A 16,454-nucleotide genomic window follows, 5' to 3' on the forward strand; every position below is an offset into this window, starting at 1 on the left:
CGACGTGGGAGAATGGACGACGTATGACGATCACTGACGCACCCGGGACGGCGACCCGTCCGGCGAAGCCCCTGCGCATCGGCCCCATCGAGGTCGACGTGCCGGTCGTGCTCGCGCCGATGGCGGGCATCACGAACATGGCCTACCGCCGGCTCTGCCGCGAGTACGGCGCCGGCTTGTACGTGTGCGAGATGATCACCTCGCGCGCGCTCGTCGAACGGACCCCCGTGTCGATGCAGCTCATCCAGCACCACGAGTCCGAGACCCCGCGGTCGATCCAGCTGTACGGCGTCGAGCCGAACACGGTGGCCGAGGCGGCGACGATCCTCGTGGGCGAGGACCGCGCTGACCACATCGACCTCAACTTCGGGTGCCCCGTGCCGAAGGTCACGCGCAAGGGCGGGGGAGCGGCCCTGCCCTGGAAGCTCGACCTGTTCAAGGAACTCGTCACGAAGACGGTCCGTGCCGCCGGGGACGTCCCCGTCACCGTGAAGATGCGCAAGGGCATCGACGGCGACCACCTCACGTACCTCGACGCCGCCCGCATCGCGCGGGACGCCGGCGTCGCGGCCGTCTCCCTGCACGCCCGCACCGCCAACGAGCACTACTCGGGCCACGCGGACTGGTCGGCGATCGCGACGCTGAAGGAGACCATCACCGACATCCCGGTGCTCGGCAACGGCGACATCTGGTCCGCTGCCGACGCACTCCGCATGGTCGACGAGACCGGGGCGGACGGCGTCGTCGTCGGGCGCGGGTGCCTCGGTCGGCCGTGGCTGTTCGGCGACCTCGCGGCGGCGTTCCGCGGCGAGGGGCTGCGCTACATGCCGTCCCTCGGCGAGGTGGCGGTGGCGTTCAAGCGGCACGCCGAACTGCTCGTCGAGTTCTTCGGCAGCGAGGAGCACGGCTGCCGCGACGTCCGGAAGCACGTCGCCTGGTACTTCAAGGGGTACCCGATCGGCGGCGACGTCCGGTCCGGGCTCGCGATGGCGTCCAGCCTGCAGGAGATCGACGACCTGCTCGGGGAGCTCGACCACGACGCTCCCTACCCCGGTGCCGACGCCGAGGGGCCCCGGGGTCGTGCGGGCCACCCGAAGCGCACCGCCCTGCCCGACCGCTGGCTCGAGTCGCGCGACGTCGACAGCGAGTTCCGCAAGGTCCTCGCCGCCGCCGAGCTGCACCACAGCGGCGGATGAGCGCCACGAGTTCGTACGGGCCGGCCGACGCCGAACGCTGGCTGCCCGAGACCCACGGCAACCGTCGGTCCGACTTCGCCCGTGACCGCGCCCGGCTCCTGCACTCGAGCGCGCTCCGACGGCTCGCCGCGAAGACCCAGGTGCTCAGTCCGACGACCGGGCTCGACTTCGCCCGGAACCGTCTGACACACTCGCTCGAGGTCGCCCAGGTCGGCCGCGAGCTCGCCGACTCGCTCGGCCTCGACCCCGACGTCGTGGACACCGCCTGCCTCGCGCACGACATCGGGCACCCGCCGTTCGGCCACAACGGCGAGACGGCCGTGAACGCGTGGGCAGCGGGCATCGGCGGGTTCGAGGGGAACGCGCAGACGCTGCGGCTCCTCACCCGGCTCGAGCCGAAGGTGTACGGCGTCGAGCCCGAGGACCACCGTCCGTACGGGCTGAACCTCACGCGGGCATCGCTCGACGCCAGCTGCAAGTACCCGTGGCCGGCGGCCCAGGGCGTGTCCGAGGCGTCGTCCGGCCGCACCAAGTTCGGCTTCTACGACGACGACCACGACGCGTTCGAGTGGCTCCGTGCCGGTGCTCCCCGTCGGCAGCGCTGCATCGAGGCGCAGGTCATGGACCTGTCGGACGACATCGCGTACTCGGTGCACGACTTCGAGGACGCCGTCGTCGCTGGCTTCATCGACGTCGCTGCACTGGGCGACCGCGTCGGCGAGAACGACATCGTGTCGGCCATGCACGCCTGGGTCGGCTCGGACCTCAGCCGCGACGAGCTGCTCGAGGCGTTCGACCGGCTCCGCGCGCTGCCGCTGTGGATGACCTCCTACGACGGGTCGCGACGAGACCTGGCGCGGCTGAAGAACCTCACCTCGCAGCTGATCGGTCGGTTCGCGCGGACGGCGACCGCGGCGACGCGGGAGTCCTACGCCTCGGGCTCCCTCGTGCGCTTCGCGGCGTCGGTCGTGACCCCGCCCGAGATCATCGGCGAGATCGCCGTGCTGAAGGGCATCGTCGCGGCGTTCGTCATGACGCAGGGCGATCGACAGCCCGTGTACGAGGACCAGCGGCGGATCCTGACCGAGCTCCTCGACGCCCTCGCGGCGAGCGGCAGCGCCGACCTCGAGCCGGGCTTCGCGGCGGACTGGCGTGCTGCGTCCGACGACGCCGGGCGGTTGCGGGCCGTGGTCGACCAGGTGGCGAGCCTGACCGACCAGGGTGCGCTGGCGTGGCACAAGCGGCTCGTGGTGGGAGACCGCGAGACGGTGCACATCCCGGTCTGACGGTCGCGCGCACGGCCACGTGCGCCGCGCCCTGGATGCGACCCGCGGCGGGGTGGCGCCGGCGGGGCGGGGCCGAGCCGCGCCTCCTGGCCGTTGTCCACAGGTCTCGTGACGGTCGGCCGACGTCGGTCGCACGAACTAGGATCGAGGGGTGGCTGGGAGGATCGCGCGGAACGACATCGACGAGGTCCGCTCGCGTGTCAACATCGCCGACGTCGTCGGCGACTACGTGACCCTGAAGTCCGCCGGGGTGGGGTCGTTGAAGGGCCTCTGCCCCTTCCACGACGAACGCTCCCCGTCGTTCCACGTCCGTCCCCAGGTCGGGCGGTACCACTGCTTCGGCTGCGGCGAGGACGGCGACGTCTTCGACTTCGTCATCAAGCAGGACCACACGACCTTCCAGGAAGCCGTCGAGCGGATGGCCGCGAAGATCGGCTTCACGCTCCACTACGAAGAGGGCGACGGCCCCCGCACCGACTACAACGCCCGCGCGCGGCTCATCGCCGCGAACGAGGCGGCGCAGCAGTTCTACACCGCGCAGCTCACGACGGCGGCGGCCGAGCCGGCCCGGCAGTTCCTCGGTGAGCGCGGGTTCGACCCCGCGGCGGCACAGCACTTCGGTGTCGGCTTCGCCCCGAAGTCCTACGACGCGCTGCGGGACCACCTGCGCGGTCGCGGGTTCACGCTCGAGGAGATCGTCTCCGCCGGACTCGTCAGCCAGGGCGACCGGTCGCCGTACGACCGGTTCCGCGGGCGCCTCATGTGGCCGATCCGCGACGTCACCGGGGCGACGATCGGCTTCGGTGCGCGGCGGCTGCTCGAGGACGACAAGGGCCCCAAGTACCTCAACACGCCCGAGACCCCGATCTACCACAAGAGCCAGGTGCTCTACGGGCTCGACCTCGCCCGGCGGGACATCTCGAAGCAGAAGCAGGTCGTGATCGTCGAGGGGTACACCGACGTCATGGCGTGCCACCTCGCCGGCATCACCACCGCGGTCGCCACCTGTGGCACGTCGTTCGGCGTCGACCACATCAAGGTGCTCCGGCCGATGCTCGGCGACTCGGCGAGCCGCGACCTCTCGCAGCTCGGCAACATCGTCTTCACGTTCGACCCGGACGAGGCCGGGCAGCGCGCTGCCTCGCGGGCGTTCGCGGAAGAGAGCCGCTTCGCCTCGCAGACCTACGTCGCGGTGGCGCCGGGTGGGCTCGACCCGTGCGACCTCCGGCTGGCGCGGGGTGACGCCGCGGTCACGCGCCTCATCGAGACGAAGCGTCCGATGTTCGAGTTCATCATCCGTCGTCGGCTCGCGGCGCACGACATCGAGACGGCCGAGGGGCGCGTCGCCGGCCTCCGCGACGCCGCACCGGTCGTCGCGGGCATCCGCGACCGGACGCTCGCGACGGCGTACACGCGCGAGACCGCCAAGTGGCTCGGCCTCGACATCCCCGAGGTGCGTCGCGCGGTCGAGAACGCCCGACAGCGCGCGGGCGCGTCGACGACCGACCACCGCTCAGGAGGCGCGGCTCCAGCCACGCACGCCGGCTCCGGTGGCGAGGCGGCCGCCGTTCCGGACGAGCCCGTGGCCGGGCTCCGACTCCTGCCGAGCGACCCGATCACCCGCATGGAGCGCGACGCCGTGATGGCGATGGTGCAGCAGCCCGGGCACGTCGGGGCACCGCTCCTCGGGTTGGCGGCGGCCGCGACCTTCTCGGCGCCGATGCTGTCCGTCGTGCGGGACGCCGTCGTGGCGAACGTCGACGCGATCGGTGCAGGGGACTGGCTCGAACGGTTGCTGCAGGACGTGCCGGGACCGTTCCGTGGCCTCGTGCAGGAGCTCGCGCTCGCACCGATCCCGGCCCGCACCGACGAGGACCTGGCCATCTACGCGCGGAGCATCGTCGTCGCGCTGGTGGAGCGGGACCTGCTCGCCCGGAAGGCATCGCTGCTCGGGCAGTTGCAGCGGGCGGACCCGACGGAGCAGGCCGATCGGCGGGCGGAGATCCAGCGGCAGCTCGTGGACATCGACGCGCAGCGGATGCGGTTGCGCGCGGACGCCGAGGCGGCGGCGAACTCGTAGGCGGGCCGCGGCGCCCACCTGGCTGCCGTGCGGTCGTTCGCCCGTGGTCGCCCGCACGGGGTCGCTCGCCGGGGTCGCTCGCGCGGGGCCGTTCGCCCCGGGGTCGTTCGCCGGGGTTGTTCGCCGAGGTCCCACGACGCGCCGCGTGCGTGTTGCCGAGGTCGCACGAACGGCCGGTCGGTAGCGCTCGGGGCGGCACTTCGTGCGACCTCGGCGCTCCCGAACCCCGGCACAGCCCCACGTTGCAGCGCGCAACAATCCTGCGCGACGCGCCGCCCGGAGACGCACGGATGATGCAGCACGCGACGCGACCGTGCATTACAGCGGTGTAAACAAATCTCCCTCGGTTCGTGGAGTTCCGTGACAGGGTGATAGCAATGAGCGTTCCTGGCCGGGCACACAGTCGATCCACCTCCGGCCCAGGACCCTTGCATTCATCACCAAGAGAGGCATCGGACATGGCATCCGTGACCAAGTGGGGCAAGCGCGGCATCGCGCTCGGCGCCGGAGTGGCAGCGACGGCGCTGGTGCTCAGCGGCTGCGCGAGCAGCAGCGTGAGCGACACCGCCCTGAACGGCATCAGCATCGGGACGACCGACAAGATCACGTCGCTCGACCCGGCGGGCTCGTACGACAACGGCTCGTTCGCCGTGCAGAACCAGGTCTTCCCGTTCCTGATGAACACGCCGGTGGGCAGCCCCGACGTCAAGCCGGACATCGCGACCAAGGGCGAGTTCACGAACGACACCACGTACACGGTGACGCTCAAGAAGGGCCTGAAGTTCGCGAACGGGAACGACCTCACGTCGAGCGACGTGAAGTTCTCGTTCGAGCGCGAGCTGAAGATCAACAACGAGAACGGGCCGCAGTCCCTGCTCGCCAACCTCAAGAGCATCGACACGCCGGACGACACGACGGTCGTGTTCCACCTCGACCACGCCGACCAGACCTGGCCGCAGGTGCTCTCCAGCCCCGCCGGCCCGATCGTCGACGAGCAGGTCTTCTCGGCCGACAAGCTCACGCCGGCTGCGGACATCGTCAAGGGCAAGGCGTTCGCCGGGCAGTACTCGATCAGCTCCTACAAGGAGAACGACACGATCCAGTACAAGGCGAACAAGAACTACGACGGCCTCCTGGGCAAGCCGAAGACCGACGAGGTCACGGCGAGCTACTACACCAAGGAGACCGACCTCAAGCTCGCCGTGCAGCAGGGCGACGTCGACGTCGCCTACCGCTCGCTGACGCCGACCGACATCGCCGACCTCCGCAAGGACGACAAGGTGAAGGTCACCGACGGCCCCGGCGGTGAGATCCGCTACCTGGTCTTCAACTTCAACACGCAGCCGTTCGGCGCGAAGCAGTCGGACGCCGACGAGACGAAGGCCCTGGCCGTGCGCCAGGCCGTGGCGGACGTCGTCGACCGCGAGAAGCTCGCCAAGGACGTCTACAACGACACCTACTCGCCGCTTTACTCGATGGTGCCGGACGGCCTCACGGGTGCCGCGAAGCCCTTCGAGGAGCTCTACGGCGACGGCGACGGCGGCGCGGACGTCGACAAGGCGAAGGAGACCCTGTCGAAGGCGGGCGTCACCGGCAAGGTGCAGCTCGACATCCAGTACGCACCGGACCACTACGGTTCGACGTCGGACGACGAGTACGCCGAGCTCAAGACCCAGCTCGAGAACTCCGGTCTGTTCACCGTGAACATCCAGTCGACGGTCTACACGACCTACGCCCAGGAGCGCACGAAGGACGCCTACCCGGTGTACCAGCTCGGCTGGTTCCCGGACTTCTCGGACGCCGACAACTACCTGTCGCCGTTCTTCACGAAGGACAACTTCGTGCAGAACCACTACGACGACCCGACGATCCAGCAGCTCATCTCCGAGGAGCAGCAGGAGTCCGACAAGGACAAGCGCGCCGACCTCATCGAGCAGGCGCAGGAGCGTGAGGCGACGCAGATCTCGACGCTGCCGCTGCTGCAGGGCAAGTCGGTCGCCGTCGCGGCCAAGGACGTCAAGGGCCTGACCCTCGACTCCTCGTACAAGTTCCGGTACGCGACCCTCTCCAAGTAAGCCCGGTTCCGGTCCACGGGGGCGTTCCCACGAGGAGCGCCCCCGTGACCGCGTCCCCAACGGCACCGAAAGGCACCCGTCCCCGTGACCCTCAGCACCCCAGAGGCGAGCTCGGAACTGGCCACCGACCCCACCAAGCCCGAGGCACAGCGCAGTGCCAAGAGCAGCGGCGGCGGACTCGGCCGGTACGTCCTCGTCCGGTTCCTCCTCATCTTCCCGACCGTCTTCATCCTGGTGACGCTCGTGTTCTTCCTGATGCGCGTCATCGGGAACCCGATCACCGCATCGGTCGGCGGCCGACTCACGCCGTCCCAGCTGCAGGAACGCCTGCACGCCGCGGGCTACGACCGCCCGGTCTTCGTCCAGTACATCGAGTACCTCGGCAACATCGTCCGCGGCGACTTCGGCACGACGGCCACCGACAACCGGCCGATCACCGAGATCATCGTCACGTACGGCGGCGCGACCGCCGAGCTCGTCTTCTACGCGCTCATCGTCGCGCTGCTGCTCGGCATCCCGCTCGGCATGCTCGCCGCGTACATGCGCGACAAGTGGCCGGACGTCCTGTTCCGCGCGCTCGCGATCCTCACCTACGCGACGCCGGTGTTCTTCGGCGGCCTGCTGCTCAAGCTCGTCTTCTCGGTGTGGCTCGGCTGGCTCCCGCTCGGTGACCGCGCGTCCACGCGGGTGTCGCTCGTCCTCGACAACATCCAGGGCGCGACGGGCATCTACCTCATCGACGCCCTGCGCACCGGCAACGCCCAGATCATCGGGGACGTGCTGGCGCACGCCGTCCTGCCGGCACTGACCCTGGGGCTCCTCACCGCCGGCATCTTCCTGCGCCTGGTGCGCGCGAACATGATCGGGACGCTCGGTTCCGAGTACGTCGACGCGGCCCGCTCGCGCGGCGTTCGGGAGGCGCGGCTCGTCCGGACGCACGCGTTCCGTCCCGCCCTCGTGCCGATCATCACGGTGATGGGACTCCAGATCGCCATGCTCCTGGGCGGTTCCGTCCTCACCGAGACCACCTTCGGGTGGCGCGGGCTCGGATTCGAGCTCAACCAGTACCTGTCGGCCCGCGACTTCGTCGCGGTCCAGGGCATCGTCGCGATGCTCGCGGTGATCGTCGCGGTGACGAACTTCATCGTGGACGTCGTCGCGGCCCTCATCGACCCGAGAGTGAGGTTCTAGAGATGGCTGACACCTCCCTCGTCGACCGCCACGAGCCGCTCTGGAAGCGGCTGCCCGTCGTGCTGCAGCTCCGTCGGAGCACGGGCTGGCAGCGCGCCATGCTCATCACCGGCGTGGTCATCTGCGCGCTGTACCTCCTCGTCGCGATCGCCGCACCGCTCATCGCCCCGTACGGCTTCGGCCAGCTGCAGGGCGCCGACGGGCAGAGCTTCCCGCGCACCGGTGCACCGAGCGCCACGCACATCTGGGGCACGACCGTCGGCGGCTTCGACGTCTTCAGCCGCGTCGTCTACGGCGCCCGGACCGCGGTGCTCGTGGTCATCGTGGCCGTCGTCGTGTCGATCATCATCGGCGTCCTGCTCGGCATGGTCTCCGGCTACATCGGCGGCTGGCTCGACCGGATCCTCGTCGTGGTGGCGGACGCGATCTACGCGTTCCCGTCCCTGCTCCTCGCGATCGTCGTCTCGATCGTGATCTCCGGCGGCAACTCGAGCTACGCGGGCGGCATCATCGCCGCGGCGATCTCGATCACGGTCGTGTACGTCCCGCAGTACTTCCGGGTCGTCCGCGCCGAGGCCGTGCGGCTCAAGAACGAGGCGTTCGTCGAGTCCGCGCGGGTGATGGGCACCAACCCGTGGCGCATCATGACCCGGCACGTGCTGCGGAACTCGACGCGCTCCCTCCCGCTGATCCTCACGCTGAACGCGAGCGACGCGATCCTGACACTCGCGGGCCTCGGGTTCCTGGGCTTCGGCATCGGCCCGACCAGCGGCGCGGAGTGGGGCTACGACCTCAGCCGCGCGCTGTCCGACGTCGCGAGCGGCGTCTGGTGGACCGGCGTCTTCCCGGGTGTCGCGATCGTGGTGCTCGTCCTCGGCGTGACGTTCATCGGTGAGAGCCTCAACGACATCTCCGACCCGCGCCTGCGTGCGCGACGCCGGCTCAAGCAGCTGGTGTCCCGCAAGCAGACGGCCAGCACGGAAGGGGCGACCGCATGACGGACGCGACCAACCAGTCCCGCGCCTCCACGCGCCTCCAGGCAGGCGACACCACGACGGAACCGGTCGTCGTCGTCGACGACCTGACCGTCACCTTCGCGACCGACGGCGGTGCCGTCGACGCGGTCAAGGGCGTCAGCATCGACGTCCGCCCCGGCGAGGTCCTCGCCCTCGTCGGCGAGTCCGGCTCGGGCAAGTCCGTCACGGCGCGGAGCATCCTGCGCCTCATGCCGGAGACGGCGACGCTCGGCGGTGCGGTGTTCCTCGACGGCACGGACGTCGTGACGGTCGGTGCGCAGAAGCTCCGAAGCCTGCGCGGCACCGCCGGCGCGATGGTGTTCCAGGAGCCCTCCACGGCGCTGAACCCGGTCTTCACGGTCGGGTGGCAGATCGCCGAGGGGCTCCGGGCCCACGGCGGCGTCTCCGCGAAGGAGGCCCGCGCGAAGGCGATCGACTACCTCCGCCGCGTCGGCATCCCCGATCCCGAGACCCGGGTCGACCACTACCCGCACCAGTTCTCCGGCGGTCAGAAGCAGCGCGTCGTCATCGCGAGCGCGCTCGCCCTCGAACCGTCGGTGATCATCGCCGACGAGCCGACCACCGCCCTGGACGTGACGGTCCAGGCGGAGATCCTCGACCTGCTCCGCCGGTGCCGCGACGAGTTCGGCGCGGCGATCGTCATCATCACGCACAACATGGGTGTCGTCGCCGACCTGGCCGACCGCGTCGCCGTGATGTACCAGGGCGAGGTCGTCGAAGAGGCCCCGGTCGCCGAGCTGTTCGCGGCGCCGCAGGCCGACTACACGAAGCGCCTGCTCGCCGCCGTGCCCCGGCTCGAGGCCTCCACCGGGGTCGCCCGCCGTGCGGCGATCAGTGACGACGTCGAGCCGCTCGTCCGCGCACGCGGGCTCGAGATCGAGTACCCGGGCCGGCTCGGGTCGCACGCGTTCAAGGCGGTCAAGGGCGTCGACCTCGACATCCGTCCCGGCGAGGTCCTCGGCCTCGTGGGGGAGTCCGGCTCCGGCAAGACGACCATCGGCCGCGCGATCGCCGGCCTGACGAAGATCACCGGCGGGTCGCTCGAGGTACTCGGCACCGAGATGCTCGGATACCGCGAACGCGACTTCAAGCGGCACCGCAAGGACATCGGGTTCGTCTTCCAGGACCCGGCGACCTCGTTCAACCCGCTGCTCACGATCTCGGAGTGCGTCGCGGAACCGCTCGTCGTGCACGGCGAGGTGTCGAGCCCGCGTGCCGCCCGGAAGCGTGTCGGCGAACTGCTCGAGGCCGTGCAGCTCCCGGCGGCCTACGGCGACCGGTACCCGCACGAGCTGTCCGGCGGCCAGCGGCAGCGCGCGTCGCTCGCACGGTCGCTCGCGCTCCGGCCGAAGCTCCTCATCGCCGACGAGCCGACGAGTGCGCTCGACGTGTCCGTCCAGGCGCGCGTGCTCGAGCTGTTCCTCGAGCTGCAGCAGGACCTCGGGTTCGCGTCGCTGTTCATCAGCCACGACCTCGCCGTGGTCGGCGCGCTCTCCGACCGGATCGCCGTGCTCTACCGCGGCGACCTGGTCGAGACGGGCACCACGGCCGAGGTCCTCGGCTCGCCGCAGCACCCGTACACGCAGCGTCTCCTGGCGTCACTCCCGGTGCCGGATCCGGCGGAACAGGCTGAGCGACGGCGTACGCTTGTGGAACTGGAGAACGCCGGGTCCTGACCCGACGCGACCATCCCCGGAGGCGCGGCCGACGTCGACGACGCACGCCGCGCCTCCTGGACGGTCACCTCCACCGCAACACGCACGACGGTCGGTGCAGCCCGGTCCGTCGCGAACCGCCGCCAGGGGGCGGCGTGGAAGGGGACCCATGATCGCGGTCAACGGACCGGCGGTCGTCGCGGACGACGTGTCGATCGAGTACCGGAGCGGACGGGGGACGGATGCGATCCGGGCCGTCGACGGCGTGAGCCTCACGGTCCGTCAGGGGGAGATCCTGGCCGTGCTCGGCGAGTCCGGGTCCGGCAAGTCGACGTTCGCCGCGGCGATCGCCGGCCAGCTCGGCACCACCGGCGAGGGCGACGGCGCCCACCGTCGGCACATCGTCGGGGGCGAACTCACGGTGCTCGGGCAGAAGACGCGCGGGCTCCGACCGACGTCCCGCAAGCTCGAGCGGCTCAGCGGCCGCATCGGCTACCTGCCGCAGGACGGCGCGGACCGGCTCAGCCCGGACCTCACCGTCGGCGAGGCGATCGCGGAACCGATCTACGCCCGTGACCGCCGGTTCGACCGGAAGGAGGCCGGCCTCATCGTCGCCCGCCTGGTCGACGCCGTGCACCTGCCGCTCGGGGTGATGCGACTCAACACGTGGGAGCTCTCGAGCGGGCAGCGGCAGCGCGTCGCGCTCGCGAAGGCGCTCGTGCTCGAGCCCCAGCTGCTCGTCGCCGACGAACCCGCCCGCGGCGTCGACGTGCTCGTGCGGCAGTCGGTGCTCGAGGCGCTGGCGACCCTGCAGCGGAACCGGCAGTTCTCGGCGGTCGTGGTGTCGAGCGACCTGCGCGAGGCCCGGGCACTGGCCGACCGGGTGGCGATCATGGCCGAGAGCCGGCTCGTCGGCCTCGGCACCTTCGACGAGGTCCTCGACAACCCCGTCGACCCCTACGTCAAGACGCTCGCGTCGACGGCGGCCCGTCCGGTGAAGCGTCGGCAGCCGGCGTCGGCCGCACCCCGTCGGTCCTCGGCGCCGCGTCGGCCGGTCGCCGCCGGCACCGGCCCGCGCGCGGAGCGGCAGGAGAACGCATGAGCGCGGATGCGTCGTCGGGGGTGCGCGGGCACCGGGCCGTGGTGACCGACGCGGGTGCCGAGCTGCCGGTCGCCCCGCCGACCGCCGGCCCGATCGCGATCCTGCCCGCCGGGGACGGCACCGCCCTCCACGAGGACGCCGTCGCCGCAGCCGGTGGGACCGTCGCTCCGCTCGGGGCGGACACCGCCGGACTCGTGTGGCTCGACCCTCGCGATCCCGCGGGACTCGCCGACGCGCTCGACGGCGCACCGTCCATCGGCTGGGTCCAGCTACCGTTCGCCGGCGTAGACGCCTTCGCCTCGCTGATCGCCGAGCACGGCGACCGGGTGCTGTTCACCTCGGCCAAGGGCGCGTACGCCGAGCCCGTCGCCGAGCACGCCCTCGCGCTGACGCTCGGGACGCTGCGGGTGCTGCAGAAGCGTGCCCGTGCGCGGTCGTGGGCGACCGAGCCCGAGGGTGTCTCGCTCTACGGTCGGAACGTGGTCGTCATCGGCGCGGGTGGCATCGCGCTGGAGTACATCCGCCTGCTCGCGCCGTTCGAGGTCTCGGTCACCGTGGTGCGCCGGTCGTCCTCGCCGGTTCCCGGGGCGGAACGGACCGTCACGACCGACCAGCTCGACGACGTCCTGCCCGATGCCGACGTGGTCATGATCGCCGCGGCGATGACCTCGGGGACCGCGAAGCTGTTCGGGCCCGCGCAGTTCGCGATCATGAAGCCGTCGGCACGGCTCGTGAACATCGCCCGTGGGGGACTGGTCGACACCTCCGCGCTCGTGGACGCCCTGCGCAGCGGTGCGATCGCGGCGGCCGGACTCGACGTCACCGACCCGGAGCCGTTGCCCGACGGGCACCCGCTCTGGGACGAGCCGGGCGCGATCATCACGCCGCACCAGGCCGACACGCCGGAGATGGTGGCGCCGCTGCTCGCCGAGCGCGTGCGGGTGAACACCGTGGCGTTCCTCGGCGGGGCAGGCGAGGGCTTCGTCGGCGTGGTGGACCCGGTCGCGGGGTACTGAGCGCGGCACGCCCGGGATGCGTGGCGGATGCGCGGGGTCGCTCCCGGGTGCTGCTATGCTGTTACCCGTTGTTCGCACGACATTCGCCAGCGGACAGTGATCCTCGATAGCTCAATTGGCAGAGCAGCCGGCTGTTAACCGGCAGGTTGTTGGTTCGAGTCCAACTCGGGGAGCGAACGGCCCCCACCTTCGGGTGGGGGCCTTTTGCGTGGCGTCGGAGCTCGCAGCGGACGCATGGCCGGAAGCTGTTAGCGTTCACAGGTGATCACCGTGCGCCGAGCCCTCGCCGCGGGCGTCGTCGCGGCCGCGGCGATCGGCCTCGTGGGGTGCACGACCGGCGCGGAGTCCGAGCCGGGCGACTCGCTCGACACCACCGCCACCTCGGGCGTCGCGGTGTCCGGCACGGCGCCGATCGTCTTCGCGTTCGTCTGCGACGTGGGGACGTCGGACCGCTCCGAGACGTACACCACCTACTCCGCCGTGTGGGACGACGAGCGCACCGATTGCCGGGCGCAGCGGATCACCGGCACCGAGATGTCGACGCAGCAGCGCTCCGCGGTCGACGCCGCCGAGGGGGACGCCACGCTCGAGGAACTCGCGACCACCTGCGCGGTGCGGGGGACCGGGCCGTGGGCGGCCTCCGTCGACTCGTCGGCCGAGGCGCACGTCGCGGCCGGTCTGCTCGAGTACTGCCCGGGGCATCCGGAGACCGAGCACCTGCGGGACGCGATCGCTGCCTGGCGAGGGTGAGCCGCGCCTCCTGGGCCCTCCCTTTGCGTCCCCGCTGACCGGGCCCTCGCCTTGCGTCCCCGCTGACCGGGCCCTCGCCATGCGTCCCCGCTCACCGGGCCCGAGCCGACGCGGTCCGCCGCCGTCAGCCCTCGGGGTGGTCGCGCCCGGGCAGCCAGGACTTGCCCGGCCCGCCCCAGCTGTTCTTCCTGATGGCCTTCGCGACCTGCTTGCCGTACGGGTGCACGAGCCGGTCCGCGTAGAGGTACCCGTCGAGGTGGTCGTACTCGTGCTGGAAGATGCGGGCGAGCCAGCCGTGGGCCTCGACCTCGAACGGCGTGCCGTGCTCGTCGACGGCACGGAGCAGCGCGCCTTCGGAGCGGCGGAGCGGGAACCGCTCGCCCGGGACCGAGAGGCAGCCCTCGGACTCCTCGTCCTCGTCGAGCTCCTCCACAGCCTCGGGAACGGCGGGGGTCGTCCACAGGACGGGGTTCACCGCGACGCCGCGGTGGAGGACCTCGTCATCATCGGTCCATGAGTACACGAAAAGCCGCTTGCCGACGCCGACCTGCGGGCCGGCCAGTCCGACCCCGGGTGCGAGGTCCATCGTCTCGAACATGTCGGCGACCAGCGATCGCAGGTCGTCGTCGAAGTCGGTGACCTCGGCTGCACGCTCGTGCAGGACGGGTTCGCCGGTGATGCGGATCGGGAGAACGGCCATTCACCCAGGTTATCCGGCGGGGAACGGTAGCCTCGACGCGTGACGACGGACCTCCAGCTGCCCGACGCGGTGAACCTCACGCCGTTCCAGGCGCTCATGATCCCCGTCGCGCTCATCGGGGCCGTGTTCCTCTCACTGGGGGCGCAGTTCCAGAGCCGCGGGGTGCAGCGGGTGGAAGCGCGGCTCGGTCGGCAGTCGAAGGGCCTCAGCGTCCGGCACGTCGTCGGGCTGGTCTCGAGCGGCTACTGGGTGCTCGGCACGCTCATGCTCGGCATCGCCGTGGTCCTGCAGCTGGTGAGCATCACGTACGCGCCGCTCATCGTCGTGCAGCCGCTCGGCGCCGTGGCCCTCGTGATCACGACCTGGTTCTCGTCGCGGTCCTCCGGGGTGCCGCTCGGCCGTCGGGCACGGCGAGCGGTCTGGACGTGCATCATCGGCGTCGGCATCTTCGTCGGCATCGCGGCCTTCGTCGGGCACGAGAGCGCGATCACGAGCCGACAGCTCGTCACCGTGCTCGTGATCCTGGCCGTGGTGCTGGTGCTCGTGCTGGTGTCGTTCCGCCTCGTCGCGAAGCACAAGAACGCGCTGTACTACATCGTCGGCGCCGGCGTCCTCTACGGGTTCGTCGCGACGCTGGCCAAGGTCGTGCTCAACCGGTTCGTGAACGGCACGTTCGACTGGCTGACCGTGCTCGCGATCGTCGGGGTGGTCGTCGCCGCCTCGCTGGGCGGGTACTTCGTGCAGAACGCGTACTCGAGCGGGTCGGCCGACCTCGTGATCGCGGGGCTGACGGTCATCGACCCGATCGTCGCCGTCGGCATCGGGGTGATCGTCCTCGGCGAGGCCGCCGGCGCCCCGGTCTTCGCCGTCTTCGGCTTCGTCGTCGCCGCCGCGATCGCGATCACCGGGGTGTTCCTCCTCGCCAAGCACCACCCGCAGACCCGCTCCTGAGCCGTCGTCCCGTGGGGTGACGGCGTCCACCGCGAGGCGGACGCGCAGCCCGAGCGGCGTGCGGTAGCGTCGTCGAACGACCAGCAATCGCCCACGAGAGGACGACGCCAGCCGTGTCAGACGACGCCACCACCGCCACCGCCGGACCGACGGGTGCGACGGGCGGTCGACGACCGCTGCGCGTCCTCATCGCAGCGGACACCTTCGCACCCGACGTCAACGGAGCCGCGACCTTCGCCGAGCAGCTCGCCGTCGGCCTGGCCGAACGCGGGCACGAGGTCCAGATCGTCGCCCCGGCGGCGAGCCGCCACTACGGCACTTTCGACGAGGAGCTCCACGGCGTGACCCTCGTCGTGCACCGCCTGAAGTCCTACAAGTGGCCGCTGCACGCGTGGCTGCGCTTCGTGTGGCCGTGGAGCGTGAAGAAGTGGACCGCCCCGATCCTCGACGCGTTCCAGCCCGACGTCCTGCACATCCAGTCGCACGTCGTCGTCGGCCGGGGCATGGTGCCCGAGGCGCACGCGCGCGGCATCCGGGTGATCGCTACGAACCACTTCATGCCCGAGAACCTCCTCGAGTACACGCCGTTCGGCAAGCGCACGGTGCCGATCGCGGTGAAGATCGCCTGGAACGACGCCGCCAAGACCTACCGGCTCGCCGACGCGATCACGACCCCGACGAACCTCGCCGCCGACTACCTGCGCCGGGCCATCGCCGGGCAGCGGGTCCTGGCGATCTCGTGCGGGATCGACGCCACGCGGTACGTCGCACGCGAGGGGCGGCCTGCCAACAACGACATCGTCTTCGTCGGTCGGGTCGCACCCGAGAAGAACCTCGACGTCCTCGTGAAGGCCCTCGCGCTGCTGCCGTCCGAGCTCGGAGCCACGCTGACGATCGTCGGCGACGGCGAGATGATCCCCAAGCTCCGGCAGCAGGCGAAGGAGCTCGGGCTCGAGGACCGCGTCCGGTTCCTCGGCTTCGTCTCGGACGAGGTCAAGCAGCAGGCGCTCACCAACTCGACCGTGTTCGCGATGCCCTCCACCGCCGAGCTGCAGAGCATCGCCTCGCTCGAGGGCATGGCCTCCGGCCTCCCCGTCGTCGCGGCGGACTCGATGGCGCTCCCGCACCTCATCGACGGCAACGGCTACCTCTTCACCCCCGGTGACGAGCACGACCTCGCGGCGAAGCTCACGGCGGTGCTGACCGCGTCGGACGAGGACTACGTCACGATGCGCGACCGCAGCCTGGCGATGATCGAGGCACACGACATCAACCGCACGCTCTCGACGTTCGAGTCGCTGTATCGTGGGGAACCGGTGGCCTGACGGTCCCCGGCACGGGGCGGTAGCCAAGCTGGTCAAGGCAGTCGGCTCATAACCGAACGATTCGCGGGTTCAAGTCCCGCCCGCCCTACA

Annotated in this window: 13 protein-coding genes, 2 tRNA genes and 1 pseudogene; 15 read left to right on the forward strand and 1 reads right to left on the reverse strand. The window is 70.9% G+C overall.

Going from position 1 to position 16,454, the window contains the following annotated elements; genetic code table 11:
- The first annotated feature begins 23 nt into the window (after positions 1 to 23).
- From dusB to QE359_RS11970, 12 genes and pseudogenes are all read left to right on the forward strand, one after another.
- Positions 24 to 1,196 (forward strand): tRNA dihydrouridine synthase DusB, encoded by a 1,173-nt coding sequence (gene dusB / locus QE359_RS11920; RefSeq protein WP_309779319.1) that lies wholly within the window; start codon positions 24 to 26, stop codon positions 1,194 to 1,196.
- Complete coding sequence (locus QE359_RS11925) at positions 1,193 to 2,482, forward strand: deoxyguanosinetriphosphate triphosphohydrolase (RefSeq protein ID WP_309779320.1); 1,290 nt, start codon at positions 1,193 to 1,195, stop codon at positions 2,480 to 2,482. Before dusB ends, QE359_RS11925 begins: the two co-directional genes overlap by 4 nt.
- Before the next feature lie 151 nt (positions 2,483 to 2,633).
- Complete coding sequence (gene dnaG, locus QE359_RS11930) at positions 2,634 to 4,562, forward strand: DNA primase (protein ID WP_309779321.1); 1,929 nt, start codon at positions 2,634 to 2,636, stop codon at positions 4,560 to 4,562.
- A gap of 458 nt (positions 4,563 to 5,020) precedes the next feature.
- Complete coding sequence (locus tag QE359_RS11935) at positions 5,021 to 6,637, forward strand: ABC transporter substrate-binding protein (RefSeq protein WP_309779322.1); 1,617 nt, start codon at positions 5,021 to 5,023, stop codon at positions 6,635 to 6,637.
- 243 nt (positions 6,638 to 6,880) lie between these two features.
- Positions 6,881 to 6,979, forward strand: a pseudogene (locus tag QE359_RS19125) (hypothetical protein); the annotation flags it as partial.
- 183 nt (positions 6,980 to 7,162) lie between these two features.
- Positions 7,163 to 7,828, forward strand: a complete 666-nt coding sequence (locus tag QE359_RS19130) for an ABC transporter permease (RefSeq protein ID WP_374115159.1) — start codon at positions 7,163 to 7,165, stop codon at positions 7,826 to 7,828.
- 2 nt (positions 7,829 to 7,830) lie between these two features.
- On the forward strand, positions 7,831 to 8,826 hold the full coding sequence (locus tag QE359_RS11945) for an ABC transporter permease (protein WP_309779323.1): 996 nt from the start codon (positions 7,831 to 7,833) through the stop codon (positions 8,824 to 8,826).
- Positions 8,823 to 10,541 (forward strand): ABC transporter ATP-binding protein, encoded by a 1,719-nt coding sequence (locus QE359_RS11950; protein ID WP_229085309.1) that lies wholly within the window; start codon positions 8,823 to 8,825, stop codon positions 10,539 to 10,541. The genes QE359_RS11945 and QE359_RS11950 overlap by 4 nt, the downstream gene beginning before the upstream one ends.
- Positions 10,542 to 10,689: 148 nt before the next feature.
- Complete coding sequence (locus QE359_RS11955) at positions 10,690 to 11,622, forward strand: ATP-binding cassette domain-containing protein (protein WP_070418712.1); 933 nt, start codon at positions 10,690 to 10,692, stop codon at positions 11,620 to 11,622.
- On the forward strand, positions 11,619 to 12,638 hold the full coding sequence (locus QE359_RS11960; protein WP_309779324.1) for a D-isomer specific 2-hydroxyacid dehydrogenase family protein: 1,020 nt from the start codon (positions 11,619 to 11,621) through the stop codon (positions 12,636 to 12,638). The genes QE359_RS11955 and QE359_RS11960 overlap by 4 nt, the downstream gene beginning before the upstream one ends.
- A 100-nt stretch (positions 12,639 to 12,738) precedes the next feature.
- Positions 12,739 to 12,811, forward strand: a tRNA-Asn gene (locus QE359_RS11965).
- Positions 12,812 to 12,899: 88 nt separating this feature from the next.
- Positions 12,900 to 13,388 (forward strand): hypothetical protein, encoded by a 489-nt coding sequence (locus tag QE359_RS11970; RefSeq protein WP_070418713.1) that lies wholly within the window; start codon positions 12,900 to 12,902, stop codon positions 13,386 to 13,388.
- Positions 13,389 to 13,512: 124 nt separating this feature from the next.
- Here the strand turns inward: QE359_RS11970 and def are convergent, their stop codons facing one another.
- On the reverse strand, positions 13,513 to 14,088 hold the full coding sequence (gene def, locus QE359_RS11975) for a peptide deformylase (RefSeq protein WP_071294837.1): 576 nt from the start codon (positions 14,086 to 14,088) through the stop codon (positions 13,513 to 13,515).
- Between the two features lie 39 nt (positions 14,089 to 14,127).
- Here def and QE359_RS11980 point away from each other — a divergent pair, with 39 nt between their 5' ends.
- From QE359_RS11980 to QE359_RS11990, 3 genes are all read left to right on the forward strand, one after another.
- Positions 14,128 to 15,039 (forward strand): DMT family transporter, encoded by a 912-nt coding sequence (locus tag QE359_RS11980; RefSeq protein ID WP_181015106.1) that lies wholly within the window; start codon positions 14,128 to 14,130, stop codon positions 15,037 to 15,039.
- A 113-nt stretch (positions 15,040 to 15,152) separates the two neighbouring features.
- Entirely contained in the window at positions 15,153 to 16,364 is a 1,212-nt protein-coding gene (locus tag QE359_RS11985; protein WP_071301896.1) for a glycosyltransferase, read from the forward strand.
- Between the two features lie 13 nt (positions 16,365 to 16,377).
- A tRNA-Ile gene (locus QE359_RS11990) sits at positions 16,378 to 16,452 on the forward strand.
- Positions 16,453 to 16,454 lie beyond the last annotated feature (2 nt).

The organism is Curtobacterium sp. SORGH_AS_0776 (assembly GCF_031453355.1).
Classification (GTDB): Bacteria; Actinomycetota; Actinomycetes; order Actinomycetales; family Microbacteriaceae; genus Curtobacterium.

Coding starts and splice junctions, on each gene's coding strand:
- dusB (WP_309779319.1), top strand. CDS start 24: ATGACGATCACTGACGCACCCGGGACGGCGACCCGTCCGGCGAAGCCC.
- QE359_RS11925 (WP_309779320.1), top strand. CDS start 1,193: ATGAGCGCCACGAGTTCGTACGGGCCGGCCGACGCCGAACGCTGGCTG.
- QE359_RS11935 (WP_309779322.1), top strand. CDS start 5,021: ATGGCATCCGTGACCAAGTGGGGCAAGCGCGGCATCGCGCTCGGCGCC.
- QE359_RS19130 (WP_374115159.1), top strand. CDS start 7,163: ATGCTCGCCGCGTACATGCGCGACAAGTGGCCGGACGTCCTGTTCCGC.
- QE359_RS11945 (WP_309779323.1), top strand. CDS start 7,831: ATGGCTGACACCTCCCTCGTCGACCGCCACGAGCCGCTCTGGAAGCGG.
- QE359_RS11950 (WP_229085309.1), top strand. CDS start 8,823: ATGACGGACGCGACCAACCAGTCCCGCGCCTCCACGCGCCTCCAGGCA.
- QE359_RS11955 (WP_070418712.1), top strand. CDS start 10,690: ATGATCGCGGTCAACGGACCGGCGGTCGTCGCGGACGACGTGTCGATC.
- QE359_RS11960 (WP_309779324.1), top strand. CDS start 11,619: ATGAGCGCGGATGCGTCGTCGGGGGTGCGCGGGCACCGGGCCGTGGTG.
- def (WP_071294837.1), bottom strand. CDS start 14,088: ATGGCCGTTCTCCCGATCCGCATCACCGGCGAACCCGTCCTGCACGAG.